Origin of the sequence: Danxiaibacter flavus, assembly GCF_041060425.1 — a bacterium.
GTDB classification, from domain to species: domain Bacteria; phylum Bacteroidota; class Bacteroidia; order Chitinophagales; family Chitinophagaceae; genus Danxiaibacter; species Danxiaibacter flavus.
In genome coordinates, this window is the sequence record NZ_JAULBC010000013.1 from 1 (window position 1) to 20,197 (window position 20,197).

15 protein-coding genes are annotated in these 20,197 nt (G+C 40.7%); 8 read left to right on the top strand and 7 right to left on the bottom strand.

All coding sequences use genetic code 11. From position 1 onward, the window contains the following. Positions 1 to 198: 198 nt before the first annotated feature. From QTN47_RS26500 to QTN47_RS26510, 3 genes are all read left to right on the top strand, one after another. On the top strand, positions 199 to 1,458 hold the full coding sequence (locus tag QTN47_RS26500; protein WP_369332479.1) for a competence/damage-inducible protein A: 1,260 nt from the start codon (positions 199 to 201) through the stop codon (positions 1,456 to 1,458). Between the two features lie 384 nt (positions 1,459 to 1,842). Further along, positions 1,843 to 3,198 (top strand): dihydrolipoamide acetyltransferase family protein, encoded by a 1,356-nt coding sequence (locus QTN47_RS26505; protein WP_369332480.1) that lies wholly within the window; start codon positions 1,843 to 1,845, stop codon positions 3,196 to 3,198. A gap of 151 nt (positions 3,199 to 3,349) precedes the next feature. Then, positions 3,350 to 4,093 carry a DUF2490 domain-containing protein gene (locus QTN47_RS26510; protein ID WP_369332481.1) on the top strand — a complete coding sequence of 248 codons (744 nt, stop codon included), beginning with the start codon at positions 3,350 to 3,352 and terminating at the stop codon, positions 4,091 to 4,093. A 347-nt stretch (positions 4,094 to 4,440) separates the two neighbouring features. On the opposite strand, the gene QTN47_RS26515 is transcribed toward QTN47_RS26510, so the two are convergent. Further along, the gene (locus tag QTN47_RS26515) at positions 4,441 to 6,990 is read right to left on the bottom strand and encodes a family 20 glycosylhydrolase (RefSeq protein ID WP_369332482.1); all 2,550 of its coding nucleotides are present in this window, start codon (positions 6,988 to 6,990) and stop codon (positions 4,441 to 4,443) included. Between the two features lie 224 nt (positions 6,991 to 7,214). Between QTN47_RS26515 and QTN47_RS26520 the strand changes: the two genes are divergently transcribed. Then, on the top strand, positions 7,215 to 7,937 hold the full coding sequence (locus tag QTN47_RS26520) for a hypothetical protein (RefSeq protein WP_369332483.1): 723 nt from the start codon (positions 7,215 to 7,217) through the stop codon (positions 7,935 to 7,937). A gap of 224 nt (positions 7,938 to 8,161) precedes the next feature. Here QTN47_RS26520 and QTN47_RS26525 read toward each other — a convergent pair whose 3' ends face one another. After that, on the bottom strand, positions 8,162 to 10,990 hold the full coding sequence (locus tag QTN47_RS26525; protein ID WP_369332484.1) for an alpha/beta hydrolase family protein: 2,829 nt from the start codon (positions 10,988 to 10,990) through the stop codon (positions 8,162 to 8,164). Positions 10,991 to 11,563: 573 nt separating this feature from the next. Between QTN47_RS26525 and QTN47_RS26530 the strand changes: the two genes are divergently transcribed. Beyond that, positions 11,564 to 12,388, top strand: coding sequence for an SMP-30/gluconolactonase/LRE family protein (locus QTN47_RS26530; RefSeq protein ID WP_369332485.1), 825 nt, complete (start codon positions 11,564 to 11,566; stop codon positions 12,386 to 12,388). 242 nt (positions 12,389 to 12,630) lie between these two features. Here QTN47_RS26530 and QTN47_RS26535 read toward each other — a convergent pair whose 3' ends face one another. From QTN47_RS26535 to QTN47_RS26550, 4 genes are all read right to left on the bottom strand, one after another. Then, positions 12,631 to 13,503: a DMT family transporter gene (locus QTN47_RS26535; protein WP_369332486.1), complete on the bottom strand. Its 873-nt coding sequence runs from the start codon at positions 13,501 to 13,503 to the stop codon at positions 12,631 to 12,633. Between the two features lie 208 nt (positions 13,504 to 13,711). Next, on the bottom strand, positions 13,712 to 14,509 hold the full coding sequence (locus QTN47_RS26540; protein WP_439100201.1) for a polyprenol monophosphomannose synthase: 798 nt from the start codon (positions 14,507 to 14,509) through the stop codon (positions 13,712 to 13,714). Between the two features lie 147 nt (positions 14,510 to 14,656). After that, complete coding sequence (locus QTN47_RS26545) at positions 14,657 to 15,427, bottom strand: 3'-5' exonuclease (RefSeq protein ID WP_369332488.1); 771 nt, start codon at positions 15,425 to 15,427, stop codon at positions 14,657 to 14,659. 109 nt (positions 15,428 to 15,536) lie between these two features. Continuing rightward, the gene (locus QTN47_RS26550; RefSeq protein ID WP_369332489.1) at positions 15,537 to 16,907 is read right to left on the bottom strand and encodes a UDP-N-acetylmuramate--L-alanine ligase; all 1,371 of its coding nucleotides are present in this window, start codon (positions 16,905 to 16,907) and stop codon (positions 15,537 to 15,539) included. A gap of 238 nt (positions 16,908 to 17,145) precedes the next feature. Between QTN47_RS26550 and ytxJ the strand changes: the two genes are divergently transcribed. The 3 genes from ytxJ to QTN47_RS26565 all read left to right on the top strand — a co-directional run bounded on the left by ytxJ (position 17,146) and on the right by QTN47_RS26565 (position 19,170). Then, positions 17,146 to 17,478 carry a bacillithiol system redox-active protein YtxJ gene (gene ytxJ, locus QTN47_RS26555; RefSeq protein ID WP_369332490.1) on the top strand — a complete coding sequence of 111 codons (333 nt, stop codon included), beginning with the start codon at positions 17,146 to 17,148 and terminating at the stop codon, positions 17,476 to 17,478. A 189-nt stretch (positions 17,479 to 17,667) separates the two neighbouring features. Further along, complete coding sequence (locus tag QTN47_RS26560) at positions 17,668 to 18,312, top strand: NAD(P)-dependent oxidoreductase (protein ID WP_369332491.1); 645 nt, start codon at positions 17,668 to 17,670, stop codon at positions 18,310 to 18,312. 75 nt (positions 18,313 to 18,387) lie between these two features. Continuing rightward, entirely contained in the window at positions 18,388 to 19,170 is a 783-nt protein-coding gene (locus QTN47_RS26565; RefSeq protein ID WP_369332492.1) for a sulfite exporter TauE/SafE family protein, read from the top strand. Positions 19,171 to 19,527: 357 nt separating this feature from the next. On the opposite strand, the gene QTN47_RS26570 is transcribed toward QTN47_RS26565, so the two are convergent. Then, entirely contained in the window at positions 19,528 to 20,163 is a 636-nt protein-coding gene (locus QTN47_RS26570) for a deoxynucleoside kinase (protein WP_369332493.1), read from the bottom strand. Positions 20,164 to 20,197: the final 34 nt, after the last annotated feature.

A 20,197-nucleotide genomic window follows, 5' to 3' on the forward strand; every position in this document is an offset into this window, starting at 1 on the left:
ATCATAAGGCCGAATAGAAGATTCGATCGAAAAAAGCGGCTTAAAAGGCCGCCTTCCATGAATTATAAACAACTTTAGTTCTTATTTCAACGACATTGAATAGTGAATAGTGAATAGTGAATAGTGAATAGTGAAAGCTACAACTCATAGGCACAATTCCAAATTTCAAATCTCAAATTTCAAATTTCAAATCTTCTCATGAATAAAATAAACGCCTCGATCATAACAATCGGAGATGAACTTTTGATAGGACAGGTTATTGATACAAATAGCGCCTGGATTTCGCAGGAACTGAATAAGATTGGCGTTTGGGTGAACCATCGCGTGGCAGTTGGCGATGTTTGGAGCGATATATGGCAAGCACTTGATGAAGAGAGTAAGATTGCAGACATCATACTTATTACAGGCGGACTTGGGCCAACTGCCGATGATATTACTAAACCGCTTTTGTGTGAGTATTTCGGTGGAAAACTGGTGATGGACGAACCAACCCTTGAGCATGTTACCTATTTGTTTGAGCATGTTTTTAAAAGACCAATGCCTTTACTGGAACGCAACAGAAAACAAGCAGAAGTGCCTGACGTATGCACAGTTTTAAAAAACGCGATGGGTACAGCTCCGGGAATGTTATTCGAAAAGAACGGAAAAATTTTTGTGAGCATGCCGGGTGTGCCCAATGAAATGAAAACCATTATGCAGGATCATGTGTTTGGCATCATTCGCGAACGTTTTAATCTTCCTTATATCAGTCATAGAACGCTGGTGACTTTTGGTATAGGTGAATCTTTTCTTGCTGAGTTAATAAAAGACTGGGAAGAAGCACTTTCTCCCAATATTAAGCTTGCTTATCTTCCTAACTATGGAATGGTAAGGTTAAGACTTACAGCTTTCGGAGAAAAGCAAAAAACAGATCAGGATCTGGATATTGCGTTCAGTAAGCTGAAAGTGCTGGTTAAAGACTACATGATCGTCGACGAGGATCTTACCATGGAACAACAAATTGGCCGGTTATTGTTAGAGCGAAAACAAACAATGAGCACGGCAGAAAGTTGCACGGGTGGTTATATCGCACATCTTATTACATCAAATTCAGGCTCGTCTGCTTACTTCCATGGCAGTATTGTGAGCTATGATAACAGGATAAAGAAAGAAGTGCTGCATGTTCAACAACAAACGTTGGAGACCGTTGGTGCTGTTAGCGAAGAAACCGTTCAACAAATGCTAACAGGTGTGCTGGACGTAATGAAAACCGACTACGCGGTTGCTGTAAGCGGCATCATGGGCCCCGATGGTGGCACTCCGGATAAGCCGGTAGGGACTGTTTGGATTGCTGCGGGCAACAAAAACAAGATCCAAACCAAACAATTTAAATTCCGTTACGACAGGAGGAAGAACATCGAAATTACTGCCATGAATGCGGTGAATATGCTTCGGGTATTCATTCTTGAAAACAGCTAGTTAAGTCAAAATTCAAAAGTAAAAATTCAAAAATCTTAAGTGCGGCTTATTACTTTTTCTTCAGACCAGTTCAGGTCCAATGAAATTGCCCCGATTTGTTCCTTAAAAAAATACAGCAACTCAGCGTCCGAAGCTTTTGACTTTTGAATTTTGACTTTTGACTTTTGAATTTTGACTTTGCAAAAAGCTTTCAAATTTTGACTTTTTACTGTTGACTTTGCGCTGATTTTCAACGTCAAACCATTGCATTATTACATTAGCCTAGAATGCTTTACATTTGACGCGTTGAAATGCCCTTTCAGCTGCGGGGATCAGTGTATTGTAACCAATGCAGGTTTCTAAATTGGCGTTTTCAACATTATTAACATTGAAACAAGAGAAATCATGGCTTTAGTAGACCTGGTAATGCCCAAGCTGGGAGAAAGTATAATGGAAGCAACCATTTTAAAATGGCTAAAAAAGCCCGGTGACAAGATCGAACAGGATGAAACTGTTCTGGAAATAGCCACCGACAAGGTTGATAGTGAAGTCCCCAGCACTGTTTCGGGTATTTTATCTGAGATTTTGTTCGATGTAAATGATGTTGTTCCGATCGGTGCAACGATTGCTAAAATTGAAACGGAAAGTGCAGTTGAAACTCAGCCACCTGTAAACAAGCCCGTCGAAACGGAAAGCACTGTTGAACTTCAACAGGAAGAGGAAGAAGCAGTAGCTGACGTTCCATATGTTCCAACGAATACGGCAGGAGTTCCTTCCGGGGCAAGATTCTATTCTCCGCTTGTGCTGAATATCGCAGGCAGCGAAGGCATCAGCCTTTCTGAACTGGAGAATATTCCCGGATCAGGTAACGAAGGTCGCGTTACAAAGAAAGATATTCTGCAATATGTAGAAGCCAGAAAAAATGGCGCTCCTTCGGCTGCGGCTAAAACACAACAAAAGGCAGTAACAGAGACTGTTGCTCCGAAGACTGAACAGGAAACCAGACCATCCACTTCACAGGAAGTGATCACCGTTCCTAAAGCATTTGAGGGGAATGTGGAGATCATCGAAATGGATCGCATGCGTAAATTAATTGCGCGGCATATGACCGAAAGCAAGCACACCAGTGCGCATGTTACAAGCTTTGCAGAAGCAGACGTTACCAACATGGTCCTCTGGAGAGACAAAGTGAAGAATGAATTCGAAAAGAGAGAGAACACCAAAATTACTTTCACTCCTTTATTCATAGATTGCCTGGTGCGGGTGATGAAAAACTACCCGATCGTCAATAGCTCCGTTGATGGCGACAGGATTATCATCAAAAAAGACTTTAATATTGGAATGGCTACGGCTTTACCCAGTGGCAACCTGATTGTTCCTGTTATCCGCAACGCTGATTATCTGAATCTTGTCGGGTTAAGCAAAGCAGTTAACGGTCTTGCAGCCAACGCGCGCAACAACAAGTTAAAACCAGAAGATACACAAGGTGGCACATTTACACTGACCAACGTAGGTACTTTTGGAAGCCTGATGGGCACACCCATCATTAACCAGCCCCAGGTGGCTATTCTTGCAGTTGGGGCCATAAAAAAACGCCCGGTTGTAATTGAGACCAACCAGGGAGATACTATCGGCATCAGGCATATGATGTATTTATCTCTCAGCTATGATCATCGCATTGTAGATGGAAGCATGGGCGCATCTTTCTTAACCGCTGTTGCCAAAGAAATGGAAAACTGGGACGTGGAGAGGAAATGGTGAATTAGTTGACAGTTGATAATTCCTGCCCGACTCACGTCGTTCAGGCGGGGACAATTGAAAATGAGTTGTTCGCGGAACGATTCGTTGTACCTGATTTATATTAGTTGTAACCTGATTTTTTTATTTTAAATTTTACATACCCCATATTTTGATGAGAAAGTGTCTACGATGTGTAGCAGCGATAGTATTTGCTACGATGATGATGATGATGACGATAACAGCCCACGCACAACAAACACAAACGGCGGATTTAGGCGGCTGGTACGTTGGTCAGTTTATTTACAAACCCAACAACAAAATGTTTCTCTGGTTTGAAACGCAAACCAGATCGCAAAAGCTTACCGATCTTTTTTATTATCATGAATTCAAAGGTGGCATCGGTGCTATTTTTGCGAAGAAACACTCCTTTCTTATCGGAACCGGTGACTATAAAACCTACAGTTACGATGGTAATTTCAAGACACCCATGCAGGCAAAAGAATTCAGGCTCTGGGAACAGATCACATTAAACAACAATATTGACCGGGTTAAAATTGAGCAACGTTACCGCATTGAGCAACGTTGGGTGAATGGAGATTTTCGCAGCCGTTTCCGTTATCGTCTTAACCCGATCATTCCTTTAAACAAACCAAGTGTTCAAACGAACACGGTGTATATTTCCTTATTTGAAGAAGTATTTTTTGGCAATCACGCTCCTTATTTTGAACGCAACCGCTTTTTTGCTGGCGCAGGCTACCAGTTCAATAAATGGTTTGCTGCACAGACCGGCTGGATAAGACAATTCGATTATAACAAAACTACTGATGGTAGTGGAAAGAATTTCCTTCAAACTACGTTGATGTTTACACTTGACAAGAGTGGGCCGAAGGAATCGCATCCAAGCCCGATGGACTAATGCAATTGAAAGTGAAGAATTGATAATTGAAAATGGGAGAATGTGCAGATGAGAAAATGTGCGAATGTGCAAATGGGCGGATATGCAAATGTGATATTGGCAGGCAAGAATATTCAATAATTGGATATCAAGAAAAAAAGGCCTTCGATTTTGATCGAAGGCTTTTTTATTATTCGTCGTGCTTTACGAAGTTTACGCTTTACGCTCTGCTAAGCCTCCAGGCTTAGCAGTCTTACTTTATCGCTTCCAACGATCTTTTTGATGTATTTTTTAGAATCGCTTTTTCTTTTTATGCTTCGCGAGGCTTCAGGTTTCACAGCCCTGCTCTATCAATTGCAACGATCACTCTACTTAACTTCTATTATTGCGATCTTACCACTTCTGCTCTTGCTGTTAAATGCCTTGAACTTAAATGTTCCTTTTTGGATAACCGGAGAAGCATATAAGCTGCTTTTGATTGTCGGCTCGGAGCCATCAGTTGTATAGCGCAACTGCAAACCAGGTAACTGAATATTTGCGTTTACAGCACCGTTCACATTATTCAGTCCCGGTGTAGGTATACGGTAATTGAAACCTCCGCTTAAATTATCAAGGCGGGTCAATTCTCTTTTACCAACCACATTTACAAATTTGCTCCATGCCTGCTGGTACAACATTTCAGCTTTAGCAGAATCCTTTTCATTTGCCCATTCAGGATCTTTGGCCCATGCTCTTTCTGCCAGGCCAAGAAATTTCGGCAACATCATATATTCCATTCTTTCGGAGCTGATATTATTTTCCGACCACACCAGTCCTTTTACACCAACAATATTGGATTTACCATAGTCTGTCAGTCTTTCCTTACCCTTGAATATGGATCTGTCAAGCGGAATACCCAAATTGTCTTCTTTTGCATTTTTGAAATAGTCATATGGAATAAAATAGAAAGGCTTATCAACATCGAGAAAACCACCCCAATAATAACCGGGTTCATCAAATGACTTATAATAAGCCATGTCAAAATAAAAATTGCTCACACAGCTTAATACTACCTTGTATCCGGCATTGGCCTGTTTATAAGCAAGATCTTCCGCTCCCCAGCCAAGCACATTGTTCCATACGTCCGGTTGAAAATGTTCATTGCCAAATTGCGGATTAGGAATGATTTTCTTTTCACCATCCAGCATTGTTTTACGTACACCTATTTCTTCCCAGCCGGAAACAAAAAGGTTGCGCGCTTTTATTATCTTGTTTACTTTATCATAGTAGTAATACCAAAGATCATCCACATTCTTCACTGCAGGTTCTTTTTGCATCAGCGCCTGGCAAACCGGGGATTTTTCCCAAACACCGGCAGGCACTTCATCGCCCCCCATATGTATGGTTGTCAATGGAGCATTCGCGGTTTTATACATATCGTGAAGATCATCCACCACACGCTCAACAAACGTGTAAACCGAAGGCAGGGCCACATTCATTACATTGTCCTGCCACATTTGCGCAGAAGAATACACTGAAGAATCATTGAGATCATTCAACAGATATTTCTCTGCCTCAGCCATATTTCCCTGCTGTTTGAATTTAACATAACGGGCATACATTGACTTTATCGCTGCGCGGGCGTGGCCTGGCGTTTCAATCTCGGGAATTACCTGAATATGCCTTTCCGTTGCATACTTCAGAATCTCTATAAAATCTGCAGTTGTATAAAATCCTGTTCCTGTTTTATTATTTACATCAGCACCAGAGCCATAAGAAGGTTGCAGCATTTGCAGTTCATCACCCCAGCCGCGTCTGGCACCCACATCAGTTAGCTCAGGCAGTGAAGGCATTTGAATGCGCCAACCTTCGTCATCACTAAAATGCAGGTGAAAAGTATTCATCTTGTATAAAGCCATCAAATCAAGGATCTTGAGGATCTCTTTCTTTGGTTGAAAATTGCGGGCAACATCCAATAAGAATGCGCGATAACCGAAACGGGGAGCATCACTTACTTTTATACACGGCAACGCAATACTCTTTTGTGCTGATGCATAAGCGGCCGGATTCGTCATTACCAGCAGTGATTGAATGGCATAGAAAAATCCTTCGGGAGAAGAAGCATTTATTTCTACAGTGGAAGTTGCGATATTCAACTCGTAAGCCTCTTTTGCCATTTCTTTTTTATTCAGTACAATAGACTTGCCTGAAGCGCTGGCACTTTTTGGAAGCGCACTTCCCAACAACGACTTTAAGCGTGATTGCAAATAGCTGACTTCATTTTCGCAATTGGCATTGTCGACTATTGACACATCAGCTGCTAAAACAAATTCTCCCGGCTGTAATTCTTCGTTAACCGCGGTTGGAAATATTTTCGGCAGTTTGGCTTCGTCTAAATCAGATATAGCTTTGTTTTTATTAAAAATATCTTCAGCGGTTATCAATCCAATTTTATCGTCTGGCGAACGCAGGTACTGTTTCGGTTTTGTGGAAGGAATAATATTAACCGCAGGCATAGCCAGACCTTTTTTATCACCATTCCATTCCAGGAAAAAACCGATGGGCGCATCAGTAAAATTCACTACCCAATCTGTTGATATATACTGAACTGCAAATGAACCACCCGGTTTTACCGGTTGAAAGTTCTGCAGAGGCGACAAAACATATAAATCGCCGTTGATGTGATCAACTTTCACGTCTCCGTTTAGAACAGAAGTAATATATCGCACTGAATTGAAATAGATCTTCCAACCGGAAGCAGGTAATGCATTTTTATCTGTGTTTTTAAATGTGAGAGCCGTTAGAGACTGGCTTTTTTTATCATAATTGTTTTCTACAACCTCCCATGAAATATTGAGTTTTAAAGGATTAAAAGTTTTTTGCGCCATAGTAAAAAAACTAAATAATAAACAAGCGACAACTGATGCAACTGCTTTCATTTGGTATGTTTTAATTTCAATTTTCTCAATGAGTATCTTGCAAAATACAATAAAATTTGAGTGAACAAGACAAAATACAGGTACGAATTACGAGGTACGAGGTACTTAGTTTTTGGACAGACTTTTGGTTTTTCAGAATGCATCAGTCTTCATCAGGTTGCCCCTTTTTTACTTTATTTAAACAGATAGTTTTTGTAAATTGATGTAAGAAAAACAGCAAGGCTATGAAAACACTATCGGAAACATGGTTTGCAGACGGGTATATTGATTTTGAATTGAAGAAATATACGTTACTGTCTTACTTGCAGGAAATAAATAAGTTCTTTAACGAGAACAAGTTGTATCCACAATTAACCGACCTCATTTTTCATTACAGAAATCTGAGCGCTTTCAGGGAAAACAAAAAATACCTTCAGGAACATTTCCCAAAACAACTTACATCTATTCAACTGCAAAAGCTGCAACTACTGTATGAACAGATGATTGAGGATGACGACCTGATGCTGGAACTGGAAAACATTATTCAGTTTGCCTCCGGAAAAATGGAGCAAACCATTAGCAGCGGTACGGAGATATACGAATTTGTGGAAGATAACATGACAATAACTCCTGTAGGACTTATTCCGTTGGAGCTTAATGAAGGCTACTTTTTCTTAAGTAACCAACCGTCAAAAGATACAAGAGTATATGAATATCGTCTGAGCATTTTTGAAAAGCATGATGAAAAATACAGAAGCATCAGGACGGAATATATTGAAAGTCACCGCCGGAGTTTTGCAAGCACATATGAGCATATAAAAAGGCAGTTGATTAAAACCAGGAAACAATTACCCAACCCGGCTGTATATTCTATTGAAACTGAATTGTCTTTCCCTGTTGACGAAACGTTGTTACCGGTTGCCAAAAGGTCTTTGGTAAAATATATCAGCTCAGAAAACGGACAATAAATAATGCCGATTCGGAGTCCTTTCCTTCAACCGGACTTGCATTAAGTACGATTTACGAAGTACGAAGTACTCAATCTTGAGCAGGCATCCTTTTTTGATCCGGTTTACGGAAACGGCATTATAAGGATTTGATCTTTTTTTTGATCCATGATAAATTTAAATCCAAATAACAATCCGGAGCATTACGGCCCCGGATTTATGTAATCGTTTAGATCAAGTTTTATCTACAATCCCAAAGTTCTTCCCTTCATTATAGCGGGCACCCCATTGGTGATCCAGGAAGGAGGGGTTTTATCTTTTAGCAACCAGTCAAAGAATTGTTGCTCCCTTATTTGGATATCCTTCCTGTTCTTTCTTTCCAACAGGTTATGCGCCTCGTTATTGTAGTTCAGCATCCAAACCTGTTTACCCAATCTTCTCATGTCAGTAAATAATTCAATGCCCTGGTACCAGGGAACTGCACCATCGGCATCATTTGCCATAATTACCAGCGGTGTTTTGATCTTTGGCAGATGGAACATTGGAGAATTCTCCATGTACAATTGCGGTTTTTCCCAAATGGTTGCACCAATCCGGCTCTGCTGTCTTTCATATTGCATTTGCCTGTTGAAACCACTCTCCCATCTTATGCCCCCATAAGCGCTGAACATGTTTGATACCGGTGCACCGGCCCATGCAGCCTTGTATAAAGTTGTTTGAGTAATTAAGAAGGCTGTTTGGTAACCACCCCAGCTTTGTCCCTGCAAACCTATGCGCGCACTGTCAACAAATCCCTGCCTGATCAGCGCCCTGGTACCACTTAAGATGTAGTCATATGCACTCTTCCCCGGGTGTCCTGTTGTGTACCATATATCCGGAACAAAAACAACATAACCATTACTTACAAAATAGGATATATTAAGGCGTGACGGTGTAGGTGCAGGCGGAATATAATTGTTCAACGTTGTGTTATTCCGCTCGTAGAAGTAAACAATCATCGGATACTTTTTCGTGGCATCAAAATTATCCGGCTTGTATAGTACTCCTTCTGTATGCTTACCGGTGTAGGCTTTCCATGTAAACAATTCAGCCGTTCCCCAGGAGTAATGCTGCTGCTGAGGATTGATGTGACTCAACTGCGTCAATGCCCCCACCGTTATGTCTTTGCTTTTTGCAAAAGAAAAATTAATTGCATTCAAATCCGGCGACTGCGTAAACGATTCTTTAGTGAAAACAACAACTGTAGTATCGTTACCAACAGTACGCCGGTATAAAGTGAAATTCATCGGCTTTTTTGTTATTACAACCGGTTTAGATTGGAGATCTGGGGCAACAGCAATGCCGGTACTTTTATCCTTTTCATCAAATATCCTGTAAACAGCTTTCTCCTCAGGTTTGATAAATTTTTCTTCCTGATCAAGCTCTGCAAAACGGTAAATGATCTTATTCTTACGACCTTCGGTGAGCGATACTGAGCTTTCTTTTGCCTGCGGATCAACCTTCCAGACATCATAGCGGTCATTTATCAAAACATATTGATCATTCTCTGTCCATTTTACAATACCGTAAGTACCGGGATCATCCGGAACATCATTTTCTTCATCGTATAATGCAGTCTTAATATCAGCACCTACGGGGTACAATTTCTGCGTCTCGCTGTTATACATTGTGTATGAACGTTTCACCTGGTCGTACATCAACAGGTATTTACCCGTATAAGAAGGATACATATAACCCTTCAGGTTTTTCCTGATCATTATGCGTTTGCCGGTAGTTGCATCAATGGCGTAAATATCATTCAACACATATCCCTGCCATTGCATTGATACACGCCTTCCTGTATCTGTCTGCGCATAAAAAAATGCGCCATCCCCCTGCCCTGTTTCTTTAACTTCCCTGAAGTTTTCATCAGCTAGTTGTGCCATGGTCTTAGTCTGAATATCCCACACCGCCAGGTAACTTCTCTGCAAGTCTTTTTCCAGGTTCTTCAGCTGAACAGTCATCAGGTCATCATCGTTATAATTCCATATATCAACACTCACCCTTTCAAATTCCGGCAGCGAAGTATCTTTCGCGGGCAGAACGGGAGCCGTAGAAAACAACAAACGTTTACCGGAATCGCTGAATTTCAGATTGGCATTCTCACTAACGGACCAGCCTTTGTGCATACCCGGCGTAGAAGCGGTTATCTGAACCTGTGCGCTGTCGTCTCCTTCCTTGTATGTATAAACCTTGTAAAACTTTTGAATGCTTTTTTCAGAGCTGTCTCTTTCGGCAATAAAAGCCAGTTGCTTTCCCACCGTGTCCCATGCATAACTCTTCGCATCATTAAAGCCGGATAAGATCGTGTCAGCTTTTGCATGAGAAAGGCTATATACAATTACAGAAGATTTTACAGAGTCCTTTTTTGCGCCAGCGCATTCCAGTACCAGTTTGGTACCATGCCTGTCGAAAAGATATTCAGTAACAGATTTAATAGAGTCAATCTTTCCGCTGCTCATATTTTTCAATAAGAGAATGGCAGGGTTGCCTTTCTTATCTTTTGATGGCTTATCGTTATCAGCATCCACCAGATCTTTTTTTGCACCGTCAGATTTTTTGCAAACACTGTCTGTCTTTATTTCCTCATATTGCCAGGCAAGCCAGGCAGCAGATTTATCAGGCAGTTTGTAAGATGACACATTTGCATGTTTTTCAACCAACAACGTTGGCAGATGAATGATGGCCATACTATCCTTAGGCATTTCCTCAGCTTTCTTCTTATGGATCTTTGCATCTCTCGTCTTCTGATAGAATGGCTTTATTTTACAAACAACAAAGCTGTTATCTTCCGCGATAGCGGCATTGTACCCTCGCTCAATTTCAACCAGCTTTTCACCACTGCTTTTCTGTAATACCAACAAAGCATCACCCTCCTGCGGCGTAATTGTATAAACAATGAACCGGCCATCATTACTGATCAGTTTTTCACTGATGTTTTGCCAGCCGTCGTAAACCGAATGATCGAGTGGTTTCTTTTGGGCTGAAACAGAGAACGCAGTAAATAATGCACAACAGATAAATAATTTTTTCATTCGTTAATTGGTTCCTTTGGTTTCGAAGATAAGAAAGTATTTATGCCGGATTCTCTACCAATCTTTCATATAAATCAGAGATCGATCGGCGGCCAATGTTTCGTTAATCAACAGCTAAATAAAAGCCTGGGGGCCAGGGCCTGACCGAAGCGAAGTTTTTTAAACCATATAAGGCATGTAAGGGAATATAAGGCCTTACACGCCGGCTAATACTGACTAGAGCCATTTATACCTACTCAACCAGTCTGTGCCCTTCACCATTGACCATTCACTATTCACTAGTCGTATAGAAGGCATATAAGAGCAAATAAGAACTTTTGCTCAGGACAATCCTAACACTTAAACGATAATACATTTACTTCACCAGCTCGAACCTTCACCATTGACCATTCACTATTCACTAGTCGTACAGAACGTATATAAGGGATATAAAAAATTGCGCCGGGAATAAAAATAATCAGGCAGCATGCATTTTATTAACCAGTCTATGCTCTTCACCATTGACCATTCACTATTCACTAGTTGTACAGGAGCTTTTTATGGTGTAAGTTTATGGAACTAAACTTTCATCTTATGAAGCAAAAGTTCTTCCTTGTTTTGTTATCTTCTATTGCATTTTATGCTGCAAAAGCGCAACATCAGTTGACCAAATTATGGTCAACAGATACTATTGTTCCTGTACCTGAATCTGTATTATTTGACGGACATAATAAAGTGTTGTACGTTTCCCTGATAGACGGAGATCCGGGCAAAAAAGACAACCAGGGTGGCGTCGCCAAAATAGGCCTTGACGGTAAGATCATTAACATGAACTGGATAACAGGTCTGAGCGCACCTAAAGGAATGGGAATTTACAAAAACACCCTTTATGTTGCCGATATCGACCAGGTTGTAGCCGCAGATATTACAACAGGAAAGATCACGCAAAAAATTTCAGTTGATGGTGCCCAATTCCTGAATGATATTACCATATCAAATGACGGAACTGTGTTTGTATCAGACTCCCGCAAAGGAAATGTGATCGCAATAAAAGGCGGTAAAGTCACTGAATATGCTGCAGACTTCAAAGGACCAAATGGCCTTTTAGCTGTCGGCTCAGATCTATATGTACTTGCCAGTGGTACATTATATAAGCTCGATGCAAGTAAACAACGGACTACCATTGCCGAAGGAATGGAAACCAGTACAGATGGAATTGAAGAAGTAAAACCCGGCGAGTTTATTGTAAGCGCCTGGAGCGGTGTTGTGTATCATGTAGCCAATGGTAAGGCTGAAGTAATGCTTGACACACGCAATGAAAAAAGCAATACTGCCGATATTGGATATGACAGCAAGAATAAGATTGTGTATCTGCCGACGTTTTTTAAGAAGTCAGTGGTAGCGTACCAGTATAAGTAGCTTAAAGCCCAAAGCTTAAAGCCTAAAACCACAAGCGGGTATGTGTGATGCCTTGATGAATATGGATATGCACATTAAAGCTTAAACAGATTCTTAAACGCCAAGTATGATTTTTAATGATGCCGCGACTTTTATTGCGGCATCACCATTTAACGAAGAAGGAAGACCGCTGAGCCGTTATTTTAATAGCGAAAAAATTTATTTTTCGACGACACACTAGCTTTAGGCTTTAAGCTTTAAGCTCATGCTTCTCTCTTCCTCATCAACGTAATCATCTGCAAAACAACGGCAGACAAAATCAGCAGGAATCCTATATAAAAATATTTGCTCAGGACCTCGTTTTCGTGATAGAGAATAAATGCAAGTATTACGCCATAGACAGGTTCAAGCGTTAAAGTAAGATTCATAGTAAAGGCGCTGATCTTTTGCAAGGCCCTTATGTATAAAAAGAACGTAAGTATAGTGCAACACCAACTTAAAATAATGAGCCAAAGCCAATCGGTATGCTGCGGCATATGAACTGCTGATGGAAATAACCATTCGTACAACGGCATCAACAGCGAAAGGCCAAGAAAGCCGCCTGTAAGCTGGTACAGCGTTATGGTTTGAGGCATATAGCCTTTTACAATCTTTTTGTTGAGTATGGAAACGACCACGGTAAACAAAGCACTCAGTAATCCGATATAAATACCTATAGAAAAATGCAGGTTGGAGAAATAGATGATACCGATTCCTGCCAGTGCAAATAATCCAAGCAGCACCTCAAAAAAATTAATGCGTTTTTTAAAGAAGATCGGTTCAATGAGTGCAGACAACAAACCCGATGTTGCCAGACAGGTTAATGCAATGGAAACATTTGAATACTTGATGCTTCCATAAAACAGTAACCAGTGTATTGCCAGCGTAAATCCGATAGAAGCTATCTTCAAAAAATCTTTAAAACTGATTCTGTGAATCTTCCCTTGCAAAGCAAACAAAACCCACAATGTTACAGCAGTAATACACATGCGCCACCACACCAGCCAGCCTTCATTCAATGAAATGGCGCGGCCCAACACACCTGTAAATCCCCACAAAAAAACAGCCACATGTAAGCGAATCAAAGCAGATTTCATCCGTCCGTATTTAGTTTATTGGTGGATGTTGCCATAGTCATTGCATAACTGACATCATCCTTTACGCTGACCGCAAGGTTATAGTGTTACAACCTTTAACCGGCAAAAGCATGCAAAGGTAGAAATTGCACGTATAAACGCATAAGTTTTATACGTGCACAATTAAGTATTTTCTTTGGTAAATATGTTAGAGGAGATGTAGTGGTTGTTATTTATTCTGTTCAGCTATGAGTTCTTTTTCCTGGTAAGAACTGTTGTCATCTTTTGGCTGACTCAATCTTTTACGGTAGTTTTTAAACATACTTTGCCACTGAATGCTGAGTACACCAAAAATGCCTTCCTTCAAAATGCCTTTACTCATTTTGCTTACACCAATCTTTCTGTCAACAAACGTAATGGGAACTTCAACGATGTTAAAACCAAGTTTCCAGGTTGCAAATTTCATTTCAATCTGGAACGCGTAACCAACAAACGTTACCTGGTCAAGATTGATCGTTTCAAGCACTTTACGGGTATAACAAACAAAGCCTGCAGTTGGGTCCGCAACCGGCATCCATGTTATCAGTTTGGTATATATGGCGCCACCGCGGGAATAGATATGTCTGTCCAAAGGCCAGTTTTCAATCTTTCCGCCCGGCACATACCTGCTACCAACAGCCATATCACCGCTGTGGTATTTACAGGCGTAATACAATCTCTCCAGATCTTCAGGATTGTGGGAGAAATCGGCATCCATTTCAAAAATGAATTCATAGCCTTTGGCTAAAGCCCACTTAAATCCGTGGATATAAGCGGTACCTAATCCAAGCTTTCCTTTTCTTTCTTCCAGAAACAATACATCCGGGTATTTTTCAAAAAGACCTTTCACTATTTCTGCCGTACCATCAGGAGAACCGTCGTCAATTACCAGCACATGATATCCCTGCTTCAGATCAAATACTTTCTGAAGAATTGCCGCAATGTTTTCTTTCTCGTTGTATGTGGGTATTATTACTAGCTTTTCCAATCGAAACATTAAGAAGCAAAAATAGAATTTTAGATTGATAGATTTTTCTTAAATCTATTGACTTATAATCACAAAAAAAGCCACCAGCCCAATGTTGCCGCTAAATAAAGCGTCCGGACAGGTGGCATCTTTTTTATTAGTTAGTCTTTACATTTTTTTTAACAAAGTACGGTTGAGTATTTCTGTTAGCTTTTGCTTTGTATGTAGTGCAAAATCACCCTTCATCATCCAATCATAGTATTGAGGCTCCATTCTTAATACGTCGACAACTGATTTGCCTTTGTGTTTGCCAAAGTTAAACAGTTCAACCCCGTTTACTTTTACAAAACGGCGTGCAAAATCCACAATATCTTCTTCACCGGTGAATTTGCAAATGGAATCAACTGTACAGCCAATGTGCTCATATCGTTCAATCTGCGCTTCCAGTATTTCCGATGTTGCGGCAGCATCTGCTTCGGCACTATGTGCATCCTCAAGTGTTTTATTGCAATAGAATTTGTAAGCTGCACCCAAAGTTCTTTGCTCCATCATATGAAACACTTTTTGCACATCTACCATTCTTCTCCCTTCAAGGCTGAAATCAAGCCCTGATCTTAAAAATTCCTCTACCAGCATAGGAATATCAAAGCGATTGCTATTGTATCCCCCAATATCTGCATTATCTAAAAATTGTTTTATTTCATTAGCCACTTGCTTGAATGATGGTGCATCTTTTACCATTTCATCAGTAATTCCATGAACATCACTTGATGCCTTGGGAATAGGCATTAAAGGGTTGATGAGTTTACGTTTTACCTGTTTTGTACCATCAGGTAAAATTTTGACAATTGCAATCTCAACAATTCTGTCGGCACCGATGTTTACACCGGTCGTTTCCAGATCAATAAAAGCCAAAGGGCGAGTTAATTGTAATTTCATTACAGCGAAAATTATTTAAACGTTGCGAATGTACTACGCTTTTTCAAGTAAATAATAAGATTAGAATATGCGGAAATATTTTAAGATCTATGCAGGTTTTATGCCGTTTTTATTGGATGTGTAGGCCAATATTGCCTATCACTTTTTCCAAAGCCAGACCATCATAATTGCCACTGCTCATGAGCAACAGATTGCTGTTGTTATAGTTTTGCGATTCCATCCATTTATCCAGTTCATCTTTATCGTTAATCACAATAAGTTCTTGTTTGTTAAACCCTTCCTTCACTTTTTCAGCGGGCAAATCAGGCATTCTTTTTAGTTCCAAAGCATGTTTTGAATAGAAGACAACCGCAGCATCAGCTTTATCCATCGCGCCATCATATTCGTGCATAAACTGCTCGTTCAGGCTGCTATATGTGTGCAATTCCAGAACTGCATATAGTTTTCTTTCAGGGAATTGTTGCTTCACAGCTTCAATAGTAGCCTTTACTTTACTGGGCGCGTGGGCGAAATCCCTGTAAACATTGGCTTGTGCGCTGGTTGCAAACAATTCCAGCCTTTTAGAAGCTCCGGTAAAAGATTTTATGCTACTTACAAACATTTCAGCATCAACTGCCAGATCCTTGCAGGCATACCATGCTGCATGCAGGTTTAACAGGTTGTGCTCGCCAAATACTTTAAGTTCACCTTTATGACCGTCTATTGTCACGGTAGTCTTTCCATTTTCAATTGAATGTTCCGGAACCCCGTAAGGCTGATAACGGATATCGGCCCGCCGGTGCTTTTCAACCAGTTCTTTTAATACCGCATCAGTTTCATTATAGATCAACAAACCATTCTTTTCAATCTTATCGATAAAAATTCTAAACTGTTCAAGATAAATGTCGAATGTTGGGAACACGTTGATATGATCCCAGGCTATTCCCGTTATTATAGCCACGTGCGGATATAAAAAATGGAATTTGGGCAGTTTTTCAATGGCGCTGGCTGGGTACTCATCACCCTCGCAAACAATCACCGGGGCATCCGTAACGTTTACACTTTGATCAAATCCTTCTAATCTTGCACCCACCATCCAATCAAAAGGCTTGCCTGTACTTTTCAGCACATGCATAATCATGCTGGTTGTTGTTGTTTTACCATGGCTTCCGCCAACTACCACACGTTTTTTGTGAATGCTTTCGCTGTAAATAAATTCCGGAAAGGAATAGATCTTTAACCCCAATTCACGGGCCTTTGCCATTTCCGGATTATCATTTTTGGCATGCATACCGAGAATAACGGCATCCAGATCACTTGTGATCTTGCTTACATCCCATCCTATTTTTTCAGGGAGCAAACCTTCATTTAACAGATTTTTTCTTGCAGGCTCAAATATTTCGTCATCCGTTCCTGTTACTATATAACCTTTTCTTTTTAAAGCAATTGCAAGCTGGTGCATTACGCTGCCACCTATTGATATAAAATGAACTTTTGCCATAAGATGGCAAATGTGAGAAATAATCTGAAAAAAAAGTGGACGAATACTATCTTTGCACGCAAAAATCAGGCGTTTTTAACGCTCTTCAGTTAATCTATGAACAGAAAATTACTTATACTCCTTTGTTGCGTGATGCTCAGCCTGGCGGTAACATCTTGTGTTACAGCAGGAAAAGGCGGTCACTGCCCCACAAACGATAAGAATTTTTTCAGGCGCTAACGCCAAATTTTTCATCAGTATGAATTGGAAAACACTTAATGCTCCCGAACAAATCGCGGAGATACTGGATAATTCATTTCGCCAGCCCCAGGTAATTTTCAAGCACAGCACACGATGCAGTATCAGCAGCATGGCTAAAAACAGGCTTGAAAGAAGTGAGCAACCGGAAAATACCGAATTCTATTATCTCGATCTGATTGCACACAGAGATATCTCTAATAAGATCGCAACCGACTTCGATGTTTATCATGAATCTCCCCAGGTATTACTCATCAGAAACGGAGAATGCACCTATTCCGAAAGCCATATGGGCATTTCAATGGAAGAGCTGGAGGAGCAGATTGCAAATTGATTGGATTTGAAATTTGAGATTACAGATTTGAGATTAGTATAGAGTATCAAACTTTAATGTGTGGGCGCATTTGTTTATCCGCCTACCTGAAACCTGATACCTGATACCTGATTGCTTATAGCTAGTAGCTGATAGCTAATTGCAACTTTCCCCCCAACCTTCTTATATTGTGCTTAAATTCTTCACCATATGATCATAACTGTTTTTGGAGCAACCGGACAGGTTGGTAAATACATTGTAACAAAAGCGCTTGCGCAAGGTCATCATGTAAGAGCATTTGGCAGAAACGTAACGTCTTTAATGGACGAGGCCGATAGAAATCCGAATCTTAAAGCTATCACGGGATACGTATTTGAACAGCGCGATGTGTTTGAAGCAGTGAAGGGCGCCGATGCTGTTCTTTCGGTTCTTGGCGGCTCTTTTGACGGCACTGACAAAACGAGGAGCCTGGGCATTAAGAACATTGCCACTCAAATGGAAAAAGCAGGTGTAAAAAGAATTATTGCTGTGGGCGGACTAGGTATTTTACCGGATGAAAAACATGAATACAGGATCTACCGCCATGATTACCCAAAAGAGTATCTGCCCGTTGGAGAGGAGCATCTGCACGCTTATTTGAATTTAAAACAATCATCGCTGGACTGGACCTTTCTTTGCTGTCCGGATATTAAAGACAATCCGGGCGACGACCGCTATGTAACCGCGAAGGAAAAGATTCCGACTCCTAATCTTAATAAAATTTCAGCAGGCAACATTGCATTTTTTATGTTGCAGGAATTGAAACAGAATAACTATATCCAGCACAGAGTTGGAATTTCAGACTCTGTAGAATAATGCAGACAGCGTATTTGCAGACGGGTCCGGGGCCGGTCTGCAAATGCCTGAATATATTTAAAGAATACACTATTGATGATCGCAGGTTATATAGCAGCCGTTTTTATTGGCATTTCTTTAGGATTGATTGGTGGGGGCGGCTCTATTTTAACCATACCCGTTCTTGTTTATCTTTTTGGTCTTTCTCCGTTGCAGGCAACAGGTCACTCGCTGTTTATTGTAGGTGCAACAAGCCTTGCCGGCGCTTTTGCTAATTTTAAAAGAGGCAATGTTCATACAGTTACAGCTGTTTATTTCAGCCTCTCCTCAACTATTACCGTCTTTTTAGCGAGACGCTTTCTATTACCGGCTATTCCAACAGATATAATCACCATTGGCAATTTTGTAGTAACAAAGTCGCTCTTCACAATGCTGCTTCTTGCAATAGTGATGATGTTTGCAGCAGTAAAAATGGTTTCTGCCAAAAGTGAAGAGGATGTAACGCATCGCCTGGAAAGCAATATCCTGATGATTGTGATCAGTGGCATTGGCGTTGGTTTACTCACCGGACTGCTGGGCGCGGGTGGAGGATTTTTAATTATACCGATACTTATATTTCAATTCCGCCTGCCTATGAAACAGGCCATAGGCACATCGTTACTTATCATTACCATCAATTCTTTGTTCGGATTTCTCGGCGATCTTTTTAATGAAAAGATCAACTGGGAACTGTTGCTTTCAGTTTCCGCGCTGTCTATAATTGGTGTGTACATCGGAAGTAGATTGGGAGAAAAGGTGCAGGGGGAAAAACTGAAACGCGGATTTGGATGGTTTGTGATGGTGATGGGAGTTTATATAGTGATCAGGACCTTGATGTGATCAGGATTAGTCTGGACCGGGATTTAGGGGATTCACGGGATTAATTTTGACGGTTAATTGGGAGAATTTGTCGGGATCGGGATTGGGAGGATTTGGGGATGAAAGGATTGTTCTCAACAGCGGTTTAAATTGATTTCTTGAGTTAACAAAAGATACCTCGAATAAGCAAAAGAAAAGCCGGCGCGTTAACACCGGCTCTAAATAATATCAGAAATCAAAAAATCATACATCAGACATCTCTTTTCACGCCTTACACCTCAAGCCTCACACCACTACATCGTACACCGTACATCTTACATCGTACACCTTACATCGTACACTGTACATCTCACATCTTACATCTTACATCCTACATTCCTAAAACAGTCCAAACAACATACCATCTACCTTGTTAATGATCTCGCCAAGGTCTTCTTCCTTGTCGGCAAAATTGTTTTTGTCTACATCAATTACCAGCAATGGGCCTTCTTTATAACCGTCGATCCATTTGTTATATAGCTCGTTCAATTTTTTCAGATAGTCAAGGCGGATATTTTCTTCGTATTCACGGCCACGTTTTTGAATTTGTCCAACCAGTGTAGGCACGGAGGCTTTCAGATAGACTAAAAGATCCGGCGGCTGAACCATTTGTTTTAATGTGGTGAAGAAATCAAAATAATTATCAAAATCGCGTTTGCTCATTAGTCCCATTTCATGAAGGTTAGGCGCGAAAATGTGCGCATCTTCATAGATAGTTCTGTCCTGGATTACTGTTTCTGTTCCATGTTCTATTTCTACAAGCTGGTTAAGGCGCTTGTTCAGAAAATAGATCTGCAGGTTAAAGCTCCAGCGAGGCATATCTTCATAAAAATCCATCAGGTAAGGATTGTGATCAACATCCTCAAACTGGGGAATCCACTTATAATGCTTGCTTAATAATTCTGTAAGAGTAGTCTTACCCGCACCGATATTACCGGCCACTGCCACATGCTTTGCTTTCTTAATTTTTGCCATTCAGATGCTGTTATATATGTTATTACCCTGAAGT

Bases quoted from the DNA above. Each gene is read 5' to 3' on its own strand.
- QTN47_RS26500 (WP_369332479.1), top strand. From the start codon at position 199: ATGAATAAAATAAACGCCTCGATCATAACAATCGGAGATGAACTTTTG.
- QTN47_RS26505 (WP_369332480.1), top strand. From the start codon at position 1,843: ATGGCTTTAGTAGACCTGGTAATGCCCAAGCTGGGAGAAAGTATAATG.
- QTN47_RS26510 (WP_369332481.1), top strand. From the start codon at position 3,350: ATGAGAAAGTGTCTACGATGTGTAGCAGCGATAGTATTTGCTACGATG.
- QTN47_RS26515 (WP_369332482.1), bottom strand. From the start codon at position 6,990: ATGAAAGCAGTTGCATCAGTTGTCGCTTGTTTATTATTTAGTTTTTTT.
- QTN47_RS26520 (WP_369332483.1), top strand. From the start codon at position 7,215: ATGAAAACACTATCGGAAACATGGTTTGCAGACGGGTATATTGATTTT.
- QTN47_RS26525 (WP_369332484.1), bottom strand. From the start codon at position 10,990: ATGAAAAAATTATTTATCTGTTGTGCATTATTTACTGCGTTCTCTGTT.
- QTN47_RS26530 (WP_369332485.1), top strand. From the start codon at position 11,564: ATGAAGCAAAAGTTCTTCCTTGTTTTGTTATCTTCTATTGCATTTTAT.
- QTN47_RS26535 (WP_369332486.1), bottom strand. From the start codon at position 13,503: ATGAAATCTGCTTTGATTCGCTTACATGTGGCTGTTTTTTTGTGGGGA.
- QTN47_RS26545 (WP_369332488.1), bottom strand. From the start codon at position 15,427: ATGAAATTACAATTAACTCGCCCTTTGGCTTTTATTGATCTGGAAACG.
- QTN47_RS26550 (WP_369332489.1), bottom strand. From the start codon at position 16,907: ATGGCAAAAGTTCATTTTATATCAATAGGTGGCAGCGTAATGCACCAG.
- ytxJ (WP_369332490.1), top strand. From the start codon at position 17,146: ATGAATTGGAAAACACTTAATGCTCCCGAACAAATCGCGGAGATACTG.
- QTN47_RS26560 (WP_369332491.1), top strand. From the start codon at position 17,668: ATGATCATAACTGTTTTTGGAGCAACCGGACAGGTTGGTAAATACATT.
- QTN47_RS26565 (WP_369332492.1), top strand. From the start codon at position 18,388: ATGATCGCAGGTTATATAGCAGCCGTTTTTATTGGCATTTCTTTAGGA.
- QTN47_RS26570 (WP_369332493.1), bottom strand. From the start codon at position 20,163: ATGGCAAAAATTAAGAAAGCAAAGCATGTGGCAGTGGCCGGTAATATC.